Origin of the sequence: Paracoccus sp. SCN 68-21 (assembly GCF_001724535.1) — a bacterium.
Lineage (GTDB): Bacteria > Pseudomonadota > Alphaproteobacteria > Rhodobacterales > Rhodobacteraceae > Paracoccus > Paracoccus hibiscisoli.
On sequence record NZ_MEES01000001.1, the window covers coordinates 120,058 to 132,369 of the forward strand.

14 protein-coding genes and 1 tRNA gene are annotated in these 12,312 nt (G+C 68.8%); 7 read left to right on the forward strand and 8 right to left on the reverse strand.

Annotation, left to right across the window (positions count from 1 at the left end; all coding sequences use genetic code 11):
* Nucleotides 1–83 precede the first annotated feature (83 nt).
* The 7 genes from argS to ABS73_RS00625 all read left to right on the forward strand — a co-directional run bounded on the left by argS (nucleotide 84) and on the right by ABS73_RS00625 (nucleotide 6,890).
* Nucleotides 84–1,826: an arginine--tRNA ligase gene (argS, locus tag ABS73_RS00595; RefSeq protein ID WP_277020925.1), complete on the forward strand. Its 1,743-nt coding sequence runs from the start codon at nucleotides 84–86 to the stop codon at nucleotides 1,824–1,826.
* 73 nt (nucleotides 1,827–1,899) lie between these two features.
* Complete coding sequence (locus ABS73_RS00600; protein WP_277020922.1) at nucleotides 1,900–3,039, forward strand: SPOR domain-containing protein; 1,140 nt, start codon at nucleotides 1,900–1,902, stop codon at nucleotides 3,037–3,039.
* Between the two features lie 4 nt (nucleotides 3,040–3,043).
* Complete coding sequence (gene nagZ, locus ABS73_RS00605; RefSeq protein ID WP_423805174.1) at nucleotides 3,044–4,021, forward strand: beta-N-acetylhexosaminidase; 978 nt, start codon at nucleotides 3,044–3,046, stop codon at nucleotides 4,019–4,021.
* A 49-nt stretch (nucleotides 4,022–4,070) separates the two neighbouring features.
* A complete protein-coding gene (locus ABS73_RS00610; protein ID WP_502686042.1) occupies nucleotides 4,071–4,874 on the forward strand; it encodes a segregation and condensation protein A in 804 nt (267 codons plus the stop codon).
* A complete protein-coding gene (gene scpB, locus ABS73_RS00615; protein ID WP_277020917.1) occupies nucleotides 4,864–5,508 on the forward strand; it encodes an SMC-Scp complex subunit ScpB in 645 nt (214 codons plus the stop codon). The genes ABS73_RS00610 and scpB overlap by 11 nt, the downstream gene beginning before the upstream one ends.
* 12 nt (nucleotides 5,509–5,520) lie before the next feature.
* The gene (locus ABS73_RS00620) at nucleotides 5,521–5,733 is read left to right on the forward strand and encodes a hypothetical protein (protein ID WP_277020914.1); all 213 of its coding nucleotides are present in this window, start codon (nucleotides 5,521–5,523) and stop codon (nucleotides 5,731–5,733) included.
* Between the two features lie 38 nt (nucleotides 5,734–5,771).
* Nucleotides 5,772–6,890, forward strand: a complete 1,119-nt coding sequence (locus ABS73_RS00625) for a THUMP domain-containing class I SAM-dependent RNA methyltransferase (RefSeq protein ID WP_277020912.1) — start codon at nucleotides 5,772–5,774, stop codon at nucleotides 6,888–6,890.
* Here ABS73_RS00625 and ABS73_RS00630 read toward each other — a convergent pair.
* The 8 genes from ABS73_RS00630 to ABS73_RS00665 form a co-directional block, all read right to left on the reverse strand.
* Nucleotides 6,887–7,957, reverse strand: coding sequence for a 2'-deoxycytidine 5'-triphosphate deaminase (locus ABS73_RS00630; protein ID WP_277020909.1), 1,071 nt, complete (start codon nucleotides 7,955–7,957; stop codon nucleotides 6,887–6,889). The two genes, ABS73_RS00625 and ABS73_RS00630, sit on opposite strands and share 4 nt — an antisense overlap.
* Before the next feature lie 72 nt (nucleotides 7,958–8,029).
* A tRNA-Pro gene (locus tag ABS73_RS00635) sits at nucleotides 8,030–8,107 on the reverse strand.
* Nucleotides 8,108–8,186: 79 nt separating this feature from the next.
* Nucleotides 8,187–8,642: a MerR family transcriptional regulator gene (locus ABS73_RS00640; RefSeq protein WP_286693374.1), complete on the reverse strand. Its 456-nt coding sequence runs from the start codon at nucleotides 8,640–8,642 to the stop codon at nucleotides 8,187–8,189.
* 14 nt (nucleotides 8,643–8,656) lie between these two features.
* Nucleotides 8,657–8,959 (reverse strand): integration host factor subunit alpha, encoded by a 303-nt coding sequence (ihfA, locus tag ABS73_RS00645; RefSeq protein ID WP_111299768.1) that lies wholly within the window; start codon nucleotides 8,957–8,959, stop codon nucleotides 8,657–8,659.
* Between the two features lie 151 nt (nucleotides 8,960–9,110).
* The gene (locus ABS73_RS00650; RefSeq protein WP_277023008.1) at nucleotides 9,111–10,085 is read right to left on the reverse strand and encodes a beta-ketoacyl-ACP synthase III; all 975 of its coding nucleotides are present in this window, start codon (nucleotides 10,083–10,085) and stop codon (nucleotides 9,111–9,113) included.
* Nucleotides 10,082–11,188, reverse strand: a complete 1,107-nt coding sequence (gene plsX / locus ABS73_RS00655) for a phosphate acyltransferase PlsX (protein ID WP_277023011.1) — start codon at nucleotides 11,186–11,188, stop codon at nucleotides 10,082–10,084. The genes ABS73_RS00650 and plsX overlap by 4 nt, the downstream gene beginning before the upstream one ends.
* 22 nt (nucleotides 11,189–11,210) lie before the next feature.
* On the reverse strand, nucleotides 11,211–11,417 hold the full coding sequence (gene rpmF, locus ABS73_RS00660; protein ID WP_042251337.1) for a 50S ribosomal protein L32: 207 nt from the start codon (nucleotides 11,415–11,417) through the stop codon (nucleotides 11,211–11,213).
* 240 nt (nucleotides 11,418–11,657) lie between these two features.
* Entirely contained in the window at nucleotides 11,658–12,200 is a 543-nt protein-coding gene (locus tag ABS73_RS00665; RefSeq protein WP_277023018.1) for a YceD family protein, read from the reverse strand.
* Nucleotides 12,201–12,312 lie beyond the last annotated feature (112 nt).

A 12,312-nucleotide genomic window follows, 5' to 3' on the forward strand; every position in this document is an offset into this window, starting at 1 on the left:
TCACCGCAGCGGGGCGGGGGGCTTTCTGTTGACCTCCCCCGGCCCGAAAGGGTAACCCCCGGGGATCAATCAGGAAGCCCATGATGAACCTTTTCACCGATTTGCGCGGCGTCGTCGTCGAGGCGCTGGAACAGATGGCCGCAGCCGGAGAGCTGCCCCAGGGCCTGGACCTGGCCAATGTCACGGTCGAACCGCCCCGCGATCCGGCGCATGGCGACATGGCCACCAATGCCGCGATGGTGCTGGCCAAGCCCGCCAGCATGAAGCCCCGCGACATCGCCGACAAACTGGCCGCCCGCCTGATCGATCCGCGCATCAGCGCGGCCGAGGTCGCAGGGCCAGGCTTCCTGAACCTGCGCCTGTCGCCCGATGTCTGGCAGGGGGTGATCGCCGCCGCGCTGCGGTCCGGTCCTGGCTTTGGCCGGTCCGACATGGGCGCGGGCATCAAGGTCAACGTCGAATTCGTCAGCGCCAATCCCACCGGCCCGATGCATGTGGGCCATGTGCGCGGCGCGGTGTTCGGCGACGCGCTGGCGCGGCTGCTGGATTTCAGCGGCCATGACGTGACGCGCGAATACTATGTCAACGATGGCGGCGCGCAGGTCGATGTGCTGGCCCGCTCCGCCTATGAGCGGTACCGAGAGGCCAACGGGCTGGAGCCCGAGATCCGCGAGGGGCTGTATCCGGGCGATTATCTGATCCCGGTCGGGCAGGCGCTGAAGGACAAGTATGGCGACAGCCTGCTGGACCGTCCCGAGGCCGACTGGCTGGAGGATATCCGCGATTTCGCCACGCGGGCGATGATGGAGCAAATCCGCGGCGATCTGGCCATTCTTGGCGTGCAGATGGACGTCTATTCCAGCGAAAAGGCGCTTTACGGCACCGGCCGGATCGAGGACGCCATCGCCCGGCTGGAGGCGCAGGGCCTGATCTATCGCGGCACGCTGGAGCCCCCCAAGGGCAAGCTGCCCGAGGATTGGGAGGCGCGCGAGCAACTGCTGTTCCGCTCCAGCGCGCATGGCGACGACGTGGACCGCCCGATCCAGAAATCGGACGGCGCCTGGACCTATTTCGCGCCCGACATCGCCTATCATTGGGACAAGATCGACCGTGGCTTCGATCAGCTGATCGACGTGTTCGGCGCCGATCACGGCGGCTATGTCAAGCGGATGAACGCGGCGGTCAAGGCGCTGTCCAATGGCCGCGTGCCGCTGGACGTCAAGCTGATCCAGCTGGTCAAGCTGTTCAAGAACGGCGAACCGTTCAAGATGTCCAAGCGCGCCGGCACCTTCGTGACCCTGCGCGACGTGGTCGAGGAGGCGGGCGCCGATGTGACCCGCTTCATCATGCTGACCCGCAAGAACGACGCGGCGCTGGATTTCGACTTTGCCCGCGTGCTGGAGCAGTCCAAGGACAACCCGGTCTGGTATGTCCAATACGCCAGCGCCCGCGTGCATTCGGTGCTGCGCCGCGCGGCCGAGGCCGGGATCGCGGTCGATGATTCGACCCTGGCGGGGGCCGATCTGTCCGTGCTGGCCCACCCGGCCGAGCTGGAGCTGGCCCGCAAGGTCGCCGAATGGCCGCGCATGGTCGAACATGCCGCCCGCGCGCATGAGCCCCATCGCATCGCCTTCTTCCTCTATGAGCTGGCATCCGACCTGCATTCGCTGTGGAATCGCGGCAATGACGACACGTCGCTGCGCTTCATCCAGGATGGCGACGCGGTCACAAGTCAGGGAAAAATTGCGTTGGTCCGGGCGGTTGGCGTTGTTATTTCATCCGGTCTCGCTATTCTTGGCGTCACTCCGGCGGAAGAAATGCGCTGACTGAATGCGTCGCTGCCGGGGAAGGCTGAGAGCAGGCAAAAGTTAATCCGGGACAACCGGCGGGCAGGCGAACATGGCAGTGATGGACTTCCGCGAAGGCGGCTACGTATTCTCGCGTCACAAGGTGAAGCGCGAATTCTCCTACGATCAGAACGGCCAGCCGCATCTGGCGGCCGGTCATTCCGGCGCGGATCGCGCGACGGGCGACGATGGCCTGCCCGCGCGGCTGGCCCGCGTCACCCATTACATGGGCGCGGTCGCCTCGGTCGGGCTGATGGTCGGGCTGATGGCCTGGGGCTGGCAGCTGGTGTCGCGCGACGTGTCGGGCGTGCCCGTCATCCGCGCAGTCGAGGGCGAGGCCCGCACCACCGCCGACAATCCGGGCGGACAGCTGACCAACCATACCGGCCTGGCGGTGAATTCGGTCGCGGGGGGGCAGGCGCTGGCGCCCGCCGATCAGGTCGCCATCGCGCCCTCGCCCACGGATCTTCTGGAGGATGACGTGGCGATGGGCCGCTTGGGCGCCACCGCCCGCGAACCCGCCAACCCGTCAGAGACCCCGCTGACCTTTGCCGGAGAGCCGATCGTGCCGCTGTCCGACAGTGAGGCCCGCGCCCTGGCCGAGGCTCAGGCCGCCGCCGCCGCCGAACGCGCGCTGGCCGATGAGGCCGTGAACCAGGCCGCCATCATCGACGCCCCCGCCAGCGAAGGCCCCGTCACCGAAGTCGTCACCGACGAGAACGGCGTCCCCGCCCAGGCCGCAGCCATCGCCGAGGCGCTGGTCCAGGCCCAGGCCGAGGCCAATCCCGGCGTCGTCATGGCCTCGGCCCGCCCGGCCCCGCGTCCGCGCATCACCCGCGTCGCCGCCGCTGCACCCACCCCTGCGGCCGCACCCGCGCCTGCCGCCGCCGAACGCGCGCCTGAACCGGCGCCCGCGCCCGCCCCGGTCGTCGCCGCCAGCAGCGCCAGCGGGCCGGTCGTGCAGGTCGGCGCCTTTGACAGCAACGCCATCGCCCAGGGCGAATGGCAGCGTCTGGCAGGCCGCAACGGCAGCCTGTTCTCGGGCAAGGCGCCGGTCATCCAGGAACACCAGTCGAACGGGCGCACCTTCTGGCGGCTGCGCGTGGCGGGCTTTGGCTCGATCAGCGAGGCGCGGCAGTTCTGCTCGGCGCTGCAATCGTCGGGGACGGATTGCCTGGCGCTTGGCGGCTGAGACCGTGCCCAATGCCACGATTCTGGGCGGCATCGCCGGACTGTCGCTGACCCCGGACGAGGCCGCGTTCTTTTGCGCGGCCGACCCCTGGGGCTTTATCCTGTTCGGGCGCAACGTGGACAGCCCCGACCAGCTGCGCCGCCTGACCGCCGATCTGCGCGAGGCCGTGGGCCGCGATTGCGTCATCACCGTCGATCAGGAGGGCGGGCGCGTCCAGCGCCTGCGTGCGCCCCATTGGACCGACTGGCCCGCGCCGCTGGATCAGGCGCGTGCGGGGCCGCGCGCCATGTGGCTCTATTACCACCTGATCGGGCAGGAACTGCGCGCCGTCGGCATCGATTCGAACTGTGCGCCCACGCTGGACGTCGCGCAGGATGCGACGCATCCGTTTCTGCGCAACCGCTGCCTAGGGACCGACCCCGCGCAGGTGGCCAAACTGGGTCGGGCTGCGGCGGAGGGTCTGCTGGCGGCGGGCGTGCTGCCGGTGGTCAAGCACATGCCCGGACATGGCCGCGCGCAATCGGACAGCCATCACGACCTGCCAACGGTCGATGCCGACCCCGCCACGCTGGATGCGGTCGATTTCGCGCCCTTCCGCGCGCTGGCGGACCTGCCGATGGGCATGACCGCACATATCCGCTTTCCGGCCTTCGACACGGTGCCCGCGACGGCATCGCGGCGGCTGATCGGCCTGATCCGGGAGGAGATCGGCTTTGACGGGCTGCTGATGACCGATGACATCACCATGAACGCCCTGTCCGGGACCGAGGCCGAGCGGGCGCGCGCGTCGCTGGCGGCGGGCTGCGATCTGGTGCTGCATTGCAACGGCACCCTCGCCGCGATGGAGCCGGTGGTCCAGGCCGCGGGCGCCATGACGCCCGAGGCCCGCCGCCGTGCGGACGCGGCCTTGGCCCGCCGCAGGCCGCCCGCCCCCGCCGATATCGCCGCCCTGACCGCCGAATGGCGGGCGCTGAGCGCTTGACAGACGCGCGCGGGCGCGGACCCTTGTCCCGCCGATGACCGGAGGTTTCGTGCCCAGACAGGTGCCCTATCTGCAACCCGTTCCCGACGCCGCCGAGGTCGCGCAGCGCCGCGCGGACGAGGCGCTGATCGTCGACGTGGACGGCTATGAGGGGCCGCTGGACCTGCTGCTGACGCTGGCGCGGACGCAGAAGGTGGACCTGCTGAAGATCCGCGTGCTGGATCTGGCCGAACAGTATCTGGCCTTTGTCGAACAGGCCCGTGCCCTGCGGATCGAACTGGCGGCGGACTATCTGGTCATGGCCGCCTGGCTGGCCTTCCTGAAATCGCGGCTGCTGCTGCCGCCCGACCCCCAGGCCGAGGGGCCATCGGCCCAGGACATGGCCGCGCATCTGGCCTTTCAGCTGGAGCGTCTGGCCGCCATGCGCCAGGCCGCAGCCCAGCTGATGGGCCGCGACCGCCTTGGCCAGAGCCGCTTTGCCCGCGGCGCGCCCGAGACCGTGGCCCGCAGCCGCCGCACCCAGTGGCAGGCCGGGCTGATCGACCTGATGCGCGCCTATGCCCGGCTGAAGACGCGCGACGAATTCCGGCCCTATGCCTTTGACCGCCATGACATCTTCACGATGGAGCAGGCGCTGGAGCGGCTGCGGCGGATGATCGGGTTCACCGGCGACTGGACCGACCTGTCGGTCTTTCTGCCCGACGGCTGGTCGGGCGACCCCGCGCGGCGGCGCAGCGCCACGGCTGCGACCTTTGCCGCCGCGCTGGAGCTTGCGCGGCAGGGGCGGCTGGAGATACGGCAGGCGGACACCTTCGCGCCCATCCATTACCGGCAAAAGCCCCATGACGACTGATTTTCCGCCACCGCCCCTGGACGCCCAGTCCCGTATGGTCGAGGCGATCCTGTTCGCGGCCGCCACCCCCCTGACCGTGCGCGATCTGGCCGCCCGGATGCCGCATGGCTGCGACCCCGCCGAGGCGCTGGCCCTGCTGCGCCAGACCTATCAGGGGCGCGGGGTGGTGCTGGAACGTGTGGGCGACGGGCACGCCTTTCGCACTGCGCCCGACCTGTCCTTCCTGATGCAGACCGAGACGGTGGACACGCGCCGCCTGTCGCGCGCCGCGATCGAGACTCTGGCGATCATCGCCTATCACCAGCCCGTCACCCGCACCGAGATCGAGGAGGTGCGCGGCGTGGCCCTCAGCCGGGGCACGCTGGACCAGCTGATCGAGATGGAATGGGTGCGCGTGGGCCGCAGGCGGATGACGCCGGGCCGCCCCGCGACCTATGTGGTGACCGAGGCGTTCCTGGACCATTTCGGCCTGGAATCGGCCCGCGACCTGCCCGGACTGACCGAATTGCGGGCGGCGGGCCTGCTGGAGTCGCGCCCCACCGCCGATGGGCTGGGTCTGCCCCTTGTGGCGGAGGGCAGCGATGCCGATATTGAGACCGACGATCCCGCCGAGGATCTGTTCGAGGATGAATAAGGGGCCGCGCCGATGAATATGAACCAGCTGTTCAACATGTTCACCCGCCTCGTCGCGCGCCGCGCGATGAACTGGGGCATCAACAAGGGCATGAGCACCCTGTCGCGTAACAAGGGCCAGACGCCCGATGCCGGGCCGCGCACCCCGCAGGACAAGGCGCAGACCAAGCAGACCCAGGACATGGCGCGCAAGATGCGCACCCTGGGCCGCATGACGCGTCGCTGACCCTACCCTTTCGGCGCGACCCGGGTTAGGGCTGCGCGATGGACAACACCCCTTTCGATATCTTTCTGGTCGCCACGCCCGGTCTTGAAGCGCCCTTGGCCGCCGAGGCCGCGGCGCTTGGCTGGCAGCCCGTGATCCAGCCCGGCGGCGTGACCGTCCAGGGCGGCTGGACGGATGTGTGGCGCGCGAACCTGTGCCTGCGCGGGGCGACGCGCGTCCTGGCCCGCATCGGCGGCTTCCGCGCCATGCACCTGGCCCAGCTGGACAAGCGCGCCCGCAAGTTCCCCTGGGGCGACCTGCTGCCCAAGAATATCCCGATCCGGGTCGAGAGTGTCTGCCGCGCATCCAAGATCTATCACGCCGGCGCCGCCACGCAGCGCATCGAACGCGCCATCACCGAGGAGCTGGGCGCCCCCCTCGCGCAGCCGTCGGACAGCGGCCCCGCGATCACCGTCAAGGCGCGGATCGAGGATGACCTGGTCACCTTCAGCTTGGATACGACTGGCGAATCGCTGCACAAGCGCGGCCACAAGGAGGCCGTCGCCAAGGCCCCCATGCGCGAGACCATGGCCGCGATGTTCCTGGCCGAGATGGGCTATGACGGCAGCCAGCCGGTGCTGGACCCGATGTGCGGTTCGGGCACCTTCCTGCTGGAGGCGGCGGAGATCGCCCTAGGCCTGCTGCCCGGACGCAGCCGCGGTTTTGCCTTTCAGCGCTTTGCCAATTACGACGCGGCCGCCTTTGCGCGGCTGAACGTGGCCCCTGCGGCGCGGGACCTGCCCGCGCGGTTCATGGGGTTCGATCGCGACCCCGGCGCGATCCGCATGAGCGAGGCGAATGCCGCCCGCGCGGGCGTGACTGCCGTGACGCGGTTCCAGGCCGGTCAGGTCACCGACCTGCAGCGCCCGGAGGGGCCGCCGGGCATCGTGATCGTGAACCCGCCCTATGGCGCGCGGATCGGCAACAAGGGCCCGCTGTTCGGCCTGCACGGCCAGATGGGCACGGTCTTCCGCGAGCGGTTCCAAGGCTGGCGTATCGGCATCGTCACCTCCGAGGCGGGGCTGGCCAAGGCCACCGCCCTGCCCTGGAAGGCGCCCGGACCCATCGTCGCGCATGGCGGGCTGAAGGTCCGCCTGTGGCAGACCGGCCCGCTTTAGCGGAACTGCTTGGCCAGCTTCAGGCCCTGACCCTGATAATTCGAGCGGATTCCCTCGCCATACAGGCGCTCGGGACGGGTCGACATGCGCTCATAGACCAGGCGGCCGACGGTCTGGCCGTGTTCCAGCACGAACGGCGCCTCGTGACAGCGCACCTCAAGGACGCCGCGCGCGCCGTGCCCCTCATCGCCGATGCCGAAGCCCGGATCGAAGAAGCCCGCGTAATGCACCCGGAATTCGCCAACCATCGCCAGATAGGGGGCCATCTCGGCCGCGTAATCGGCGGGAATCGCCACTGATTCGCGGCTGACCAGAATGTAGAAGGCGCCGGGGTCCAGAATCAGCCGCCCCTCGGTGCTGTGCAGTTCGTCCCAGAATTCGGCGGCGGGATAGGCGCCGATCCGGTCCAGGTCGATCACCCCGCTATGCGGCCGCGCGCGATAACCGACCAGATCGCCCTCAGCAGGCCGAAGATCGACCGAAAACCCCAGTCCCTGATCGATCAGCGCCGGCGCGCCGCCCACCAGCGGCTGCTCTGCGTGCAGGGCGGTCAGGTCGCTGTCCGACAGGACCGCCTGGCCCCGGCGCAGGCGCAATTGGTTCAGGCGCATGCCGGGCCGCACCAACACCGAAAAGCTGCGCGGACAGATCTCGGCATAAAGCGGGCCGTCATAGCCCTCGGGCAGGCGGTCGAATTCGGTGCCGTCATCGGTGACCAGCCGCGTCAACAGGTCCAGCCGCCCGGTCGAGGATTTGGCATTGGCCACCGCGGACATGCCCGCGGGCAGGGCGATTCGCTCCTGCAGCGGAATCAGATAGACGCAGCCGCGTTCCAGCACCGCACCTTGGGTCAGGTCCATCTGGTGCATCTGGAAATCGGCCAGCCGGTCCGCGATGCGCCGCCCGCGCCCGGCCAGAAAGCTGGCGCGCAGGCGATAGGCGGTCGTGCCAAGGCGCAGGTCCAGGCTGGCGGGCTGGATCTGTTCGGCGGTCACGGGGGCATCGGCGCGGATCACGCCCCGGTCGATCAGGCCGCGGATATCGCTGTCGGGCAGAACGCCATTCATGTCGGAAACCCCTGATGCAGGTGGGGGATAAGGGAAACGCCCATCCTTGAAAAAGGATGGGCGTTTTCGGAATGGTCGGGCCGGAGAGATTCGAACTCTCGGCCTTCCGCCCCCCAGACGGACGCGCTAACCAGGCTGCGCCACGGCCCGACGCGCATCGTATAGAGCGATCCGGCAGGCCAGCACAAGGCCTTGAAAGCGGAAATCTTTGCCAAATCGCAATGACCTGTCAGGACAGGTGCAACATGGCCCGCGCCAGCCGGAACGCCGTGGGCTGCGCGGCCGGCCAGCGGGCATCGGCAGGCGACATGCGCTGCAGATGGTCGGCCAGGGCGGTCAGCCGGGCCAGCCAGGTGGGGGTCTGGGCGGGGCGGGTCTGGTCAGTGCCCGGGGCCTGATGACGGCGCGCCAGCAGGGCCGCGCCGCGCGCACGCACGGCCTGACCCCGATCGACGGCGATCTGGCGCACGGCGCCGCGGATGGTCAGCCCCTCGTCGCGCAGCAGCACGCAGATGCCCGCAGCCAGATCGACATCGGCGGGGCGGTAATACCGTCGGCCATCGGGCCGCTTCATGGGTTTGAGCGCAGAGAACTGCGTCTCCCAATAGCGCAGGACATGGGGCGCCACGCCGATCATCCCGGCCACTTCGCCGATGGACCGAAAGGCCTCTGCGCCCTTTGCCATGCGCCGGGCGGCCCCTAGCGCTTGTTGCCGGCTGCCACGCGATCCTTCATCAGGTGCGAGGGCCGGAAGGACAGCACCCGGCGCGGGGTGATGGGCACCTCTTCGCCGGTCTTGGGGTTGCGCCCGATTCGCTCGTTCTTGTCACGGACCGAAAAGGTGCCAAAGGACGATATCTTCACCTGCTCGCCGCGCACCAGCGCATCCGAGATGTGGTCCAGCACGCTTTCGACCAGCTGCGCGGATTCGTGGCGGGACAGACCGACGTCGCGAAATACCGCTTCGGCCAAATCCATCCGGGTCAAGGTCTTGTCGCCCATGGTGATCCTCTTGAATGTGGGAAGGATGGTCGGATTTCCCGTGCCTGTCAACGAAGACCGCGGGGAAATCGTTCCCCGCCCGATACTTGTCACCGCGCCGGGGGCTGTGGCAGGCCGTCGATGCCGGGCGGGCAGGGCCGCCCGCAGCGGGTCACCAGCGCAGGACGACCGATCCCCAGCTGAGCCCGCCGCCGATCGCCTCGGTGACGATCAGCTGGCCGGGTTTGAACCGCCCCTCGCCATCGGCGACCGACAGGGCCAGCGGGATCGACGCGGCCGAGGTGTTGCCGTGATCGGCCACGGTCAGCACGACCTTTTCCATCGGCAGCTGCATGCGCTGCGCGGTGGCGGTGATGATGCGCATGTTGGCCTGATGCGGGACCAGCCAGTCGACATCGGCCCCGGTCAACCCGGCCTTGTCCAGCGCGGTATGCGCCGTCTTGGCCAGCTTTTCGACCGCGTGGCGGAAGACCAGGTTGCCCTGCATCCGCAGCTGCCCGGCCGTCCCGGTCGAGGACACGCCGCCATCGACGTAAAGCAGGTCGCGATAGGTGCCGTCGCTGTTGAGATCGCTGGACAGGATGCCCCGGTCGTCGCTGGTCCCGGCGCCCTCCTGGGCCTCCAGGATCACCGCGCCGGCGCCGTCGCCGAACAGCACGCAGGTGCCGCGGTCGGTCCAGTCCATGATGCGCGAGAACGTCTCGGCGCCGATCACCAGGATGCGGTCGGCCTGACCCGCCTGGATCATCGCATCGGCATTGGCCAGCGCAAAGACAAAGCCCGCGCAGACGGCCTGCACGTCATAGGCAAAGCCGCGCGACATGCCCAGGCCCGCCTGGACCATGGTCGCGACGGCAGGAAAAGTGAAATCGGGGGTGGAGGTGGCCAGCACGATTCCGTCGATATCGGCGGCGGTCAGACCGGCGCGGTCCAGCGCGGCGCGGGCCGCGCGAATCGCCAGATGGCTGGTGTTCTGACCCTCGGCCGCGAAATGGCGCCGCTCGATCCCGGTGCGCGAGCGGATCCATTCGTCGGTGGTCTCCAGCTGACCCTCGAACCAGCTGTTCTCGACGATGCGTTCGGGCAGGTAATGGCCGGTGCCGCGGATGACCGAACGTCGGGTCACGAGGATGCTCCTGTCTCGGCCGCGCTGGCCGATGCTGCGGCGCCCTGGGCCACGCGGGCGGCAAGGCGGTCCTGAAAGCCTGATTCGGCGAGGGTGAAGGCCAGCTTGATCGCCGCGGACACGCCGGTCGCATCGGCGGAGCCGTGCGATTTCACCACCGTCCCGTTCAGACCCAGAAAGATGCCGCCATTGACGCGGCGCGGGTCGATGCGCTTTTGCAGGCGCTTGAGCGAGGTCATGGCCAGAAGGGCCGCGAATTTCGACATGATGGAATTGGAAAAGGCGTCCTTGAGGAAATCGCCCACAAGCTTGGCCACGCCCTCGCCGGTCTTCAAGGCGACGTTGCCGGTAAACCCGTCCGTCACGATCACATCCACGCGGGCCGAGGGCAGATCGCCCCCCTCGACAAAGCCGACATAGGTAAAGTTGCCGCTGGCTGCGGCCTCGATCAGGTCATGGGCCTGCTTCAGCTCGGCCCGGCCCTTGTGTTCCTCGGTGCCCACATTCAGCAGGCCGACGCGCGGCATGGCCAGCCCCAGCCCATTGCGGGCATAGGAGGCGCCCATCAGCGCATATTGCAGCAGGTCATGGGCATCGGCGCGGATATCGGCGCCCACATCCAGCAGGATGTTGAACCCCTGCGGGCTGCGCGATGGCCACAGGCAGGCGATGGCGGGACGGTTCACGCCCGGCAGCTTGCGCAGGCGCAGCATCGACAGCGCCATCAGCGCGCCGGTATTGCCGCAGGACACGGCGACCTGCGCCTCGCCCCGCTTGACCGATTCCAGCGCGGACCACATCGACGTTCCCTCGCCCTTGCGGACGATCTGGCTGGGCTTGTCATGCATGGTGACGACGCCACCCGCGTGACGGATGTCGCAACGACCCGCCAGCACCTTGCGGCGCGCGATCAAACCCTCCAGCACCGCCTGATCGCCATGGACGATAAAGCGGACCTCGGGGTTCTTCTCGGCGCTTTCGGCCATGCCGGCGACAACGACCGAGGGGCCGCGATCGCCACCCATGGCGTCAACCGAAATCACCACGCTGCCCCCGGTTTCGGGCGCGCGCGGTGTCGGCGTGCTTGCGTTCGGAACGGTCATCAACAGGCGCCGCGTGCCGAAATCAGGCCGCGTCGTCGTCCAGGTCGATCTCGTTCGCCTTCGCGATCACTTCGCGATCGGCATAGTGGCCGCAGGACGGGCACACGTGATGCGGACGCTTCAGCTCGCCGCAGTTGGAGCATTCGTTCGGGTTGCCCGCGACCAGCGCATCATGCGCACGGCGCATGTTGCGCTTGGACCGGGTTACGCGATTCTGAGGGACAGCCATGTCACCACCTCGGTTGTCAGGGTGCTGCGCCGCGACGCTATGGCACCAGATTTGAATTCGTAAATGAACCGCGCAGATACGCGATGGCGGTCCTGCCCGCAAGCCCCGAAGGCGCGGGAGGGCCGCAATTGCGCCACGATCCGGCCTCATTTGGCGCGAAACCGCCCCGATTGCGCCCCCCGACCCGACCCGCGCGGTCATTTCGCGCCCGTGCTGTGGCGCGGCGGCCACGCCCGGCGGTCAGGATTCGTCCGTCCGGCCTCCCAGCAGCTTGTCCAGACCGGCAAAGGGGCGGCGCGTGTCGGTGGCCTCGGGTTCGGGGGCGGTGGCCTGCAGCGATGCGCCCTCGGCGCGCGGGTATTCGGGCAGGGCCAGCGACAGCGCCTCGATCATGATGGCGGTCAGGTCGATGAAATTGCCCAAGGGTTCCAGCGTCTCGTCCGGCATCTCGGCCTCGTCGCCCTCGGGCGCTGTCACGTGCGGAGAGAACTGGATGCGGACCTTGTCGGTCACATGCGTGCGCACGGGTTTCAGCGTCACCACGCAGGGCTGGGTCACCCGCGCCGCCAGATCGCCGGTCAGCAGCCAGCCGTCGGTGCCCTGGGCGCGGACCTGGCCGCGAAGATCTAGACGCGACAGGGCATCGATGCCCAGCTCGGTCGCGATGGCCGCGCAAACCTGATCGTCGGGGCGCAGGTGAAAGGGTGTCGCGCTGTTGGGGTTTAGATGCGCCACGCGCAGGCGTTGCGGATGTCGGTCGGGATGCAGGTCGGGGGATGTCATGGGGCCTCGGGCGATACGGAGTAATGGGGGGGGCGATGGGGCGCGGCGGGGCCGGGCCGGTCGGATTGATATTCTTGAGCAGGGTGGCCGAGTTTGCTAGGCAGGGCGGACC

What these genes read in the sequence shown, in the direction of transcription:
- ABS73_RS00665 (WP_277023018.1), bottom strand. Translation starts at nt 12,200, where the DNA reads ATGACATCCCCCGACCTGCATCCCGACCGACATCCGCAACGCCTGCGC.
- scpB (WP_277020917.1), top strand. Translation starts at nt 4,864, where the DNA reads ATGACGACTGATTTTCCGCCACCGCCCCTGGACGCCCAGTCCCGTATG.
- plsX (WP_277023011.1), bottom strand. Translation starts at nt 11,188, where the DNA reads ATGACCGTTCCGAACGCAAGCACGCCGACACCGCGCGCGCCCGAAACC.
- ABS73_RS00620 (WP_277020914.1), top strand. Translation starts at nt 5,521, where the DNA reads ATGAATATGAACCAGCTGTTCAACATGTTCACCCGCCTCGTCGCGCGC.
- argS (WP_277020925.1), top strand. Translation starts at nt 84, where the DNA reads ATGAACCTTTTCACCGATTTGCGCGGCGTCGTCGTCGAGGCGCTGGAA.
- ABS73_RS00625 (WP_277020912.1), top strand. Translation starts at nt 5,772, where the DNA reads ATGGACAACACCCCTTTCGATATCTTTCTGGTCGCCACGCCCGGTCTT.
- ihfA (WP_111299768.1), bottom strand. Translation starts at nt 8,959, where the DNA reads ATGGGCGACAAGACCTTGACCCGGATGGATTTGGCCGAAGCGGTATTT.
- rpmF (WP_042251337.1), bottom strand. Translation starts at nt 11,417, where the DNA reads ATGGCTGTCCCTCAGAATCGCGTAACCCGGTCCAAGCGCAACATGCGC.
- ABS73_RS00630 (WP_277020909.1), bottom strand. Translation starts at nt 7,957, where the DNA reads ATGAATGGCGTTCTGCCCGACAGCGATATCCGCGGCCTGATCGACCGG.
- ABS73_RS00640 (WP_286693374.1), bottom strand. Translation starts at nt 8,642, where the DNA reads ATGGCAAAGGGCGCAGAGGCCTTTCGGTCCATCGGCGAAGTGGCCGGG.
- ABS73_RS00600 (WP_277020922.1), top strand. Translation starts at nt 1,900, where the DNA reads ATGGCAGTGATGGACTTCCGCGAAGGCGGCTACGTATTCTCGCGTCAC.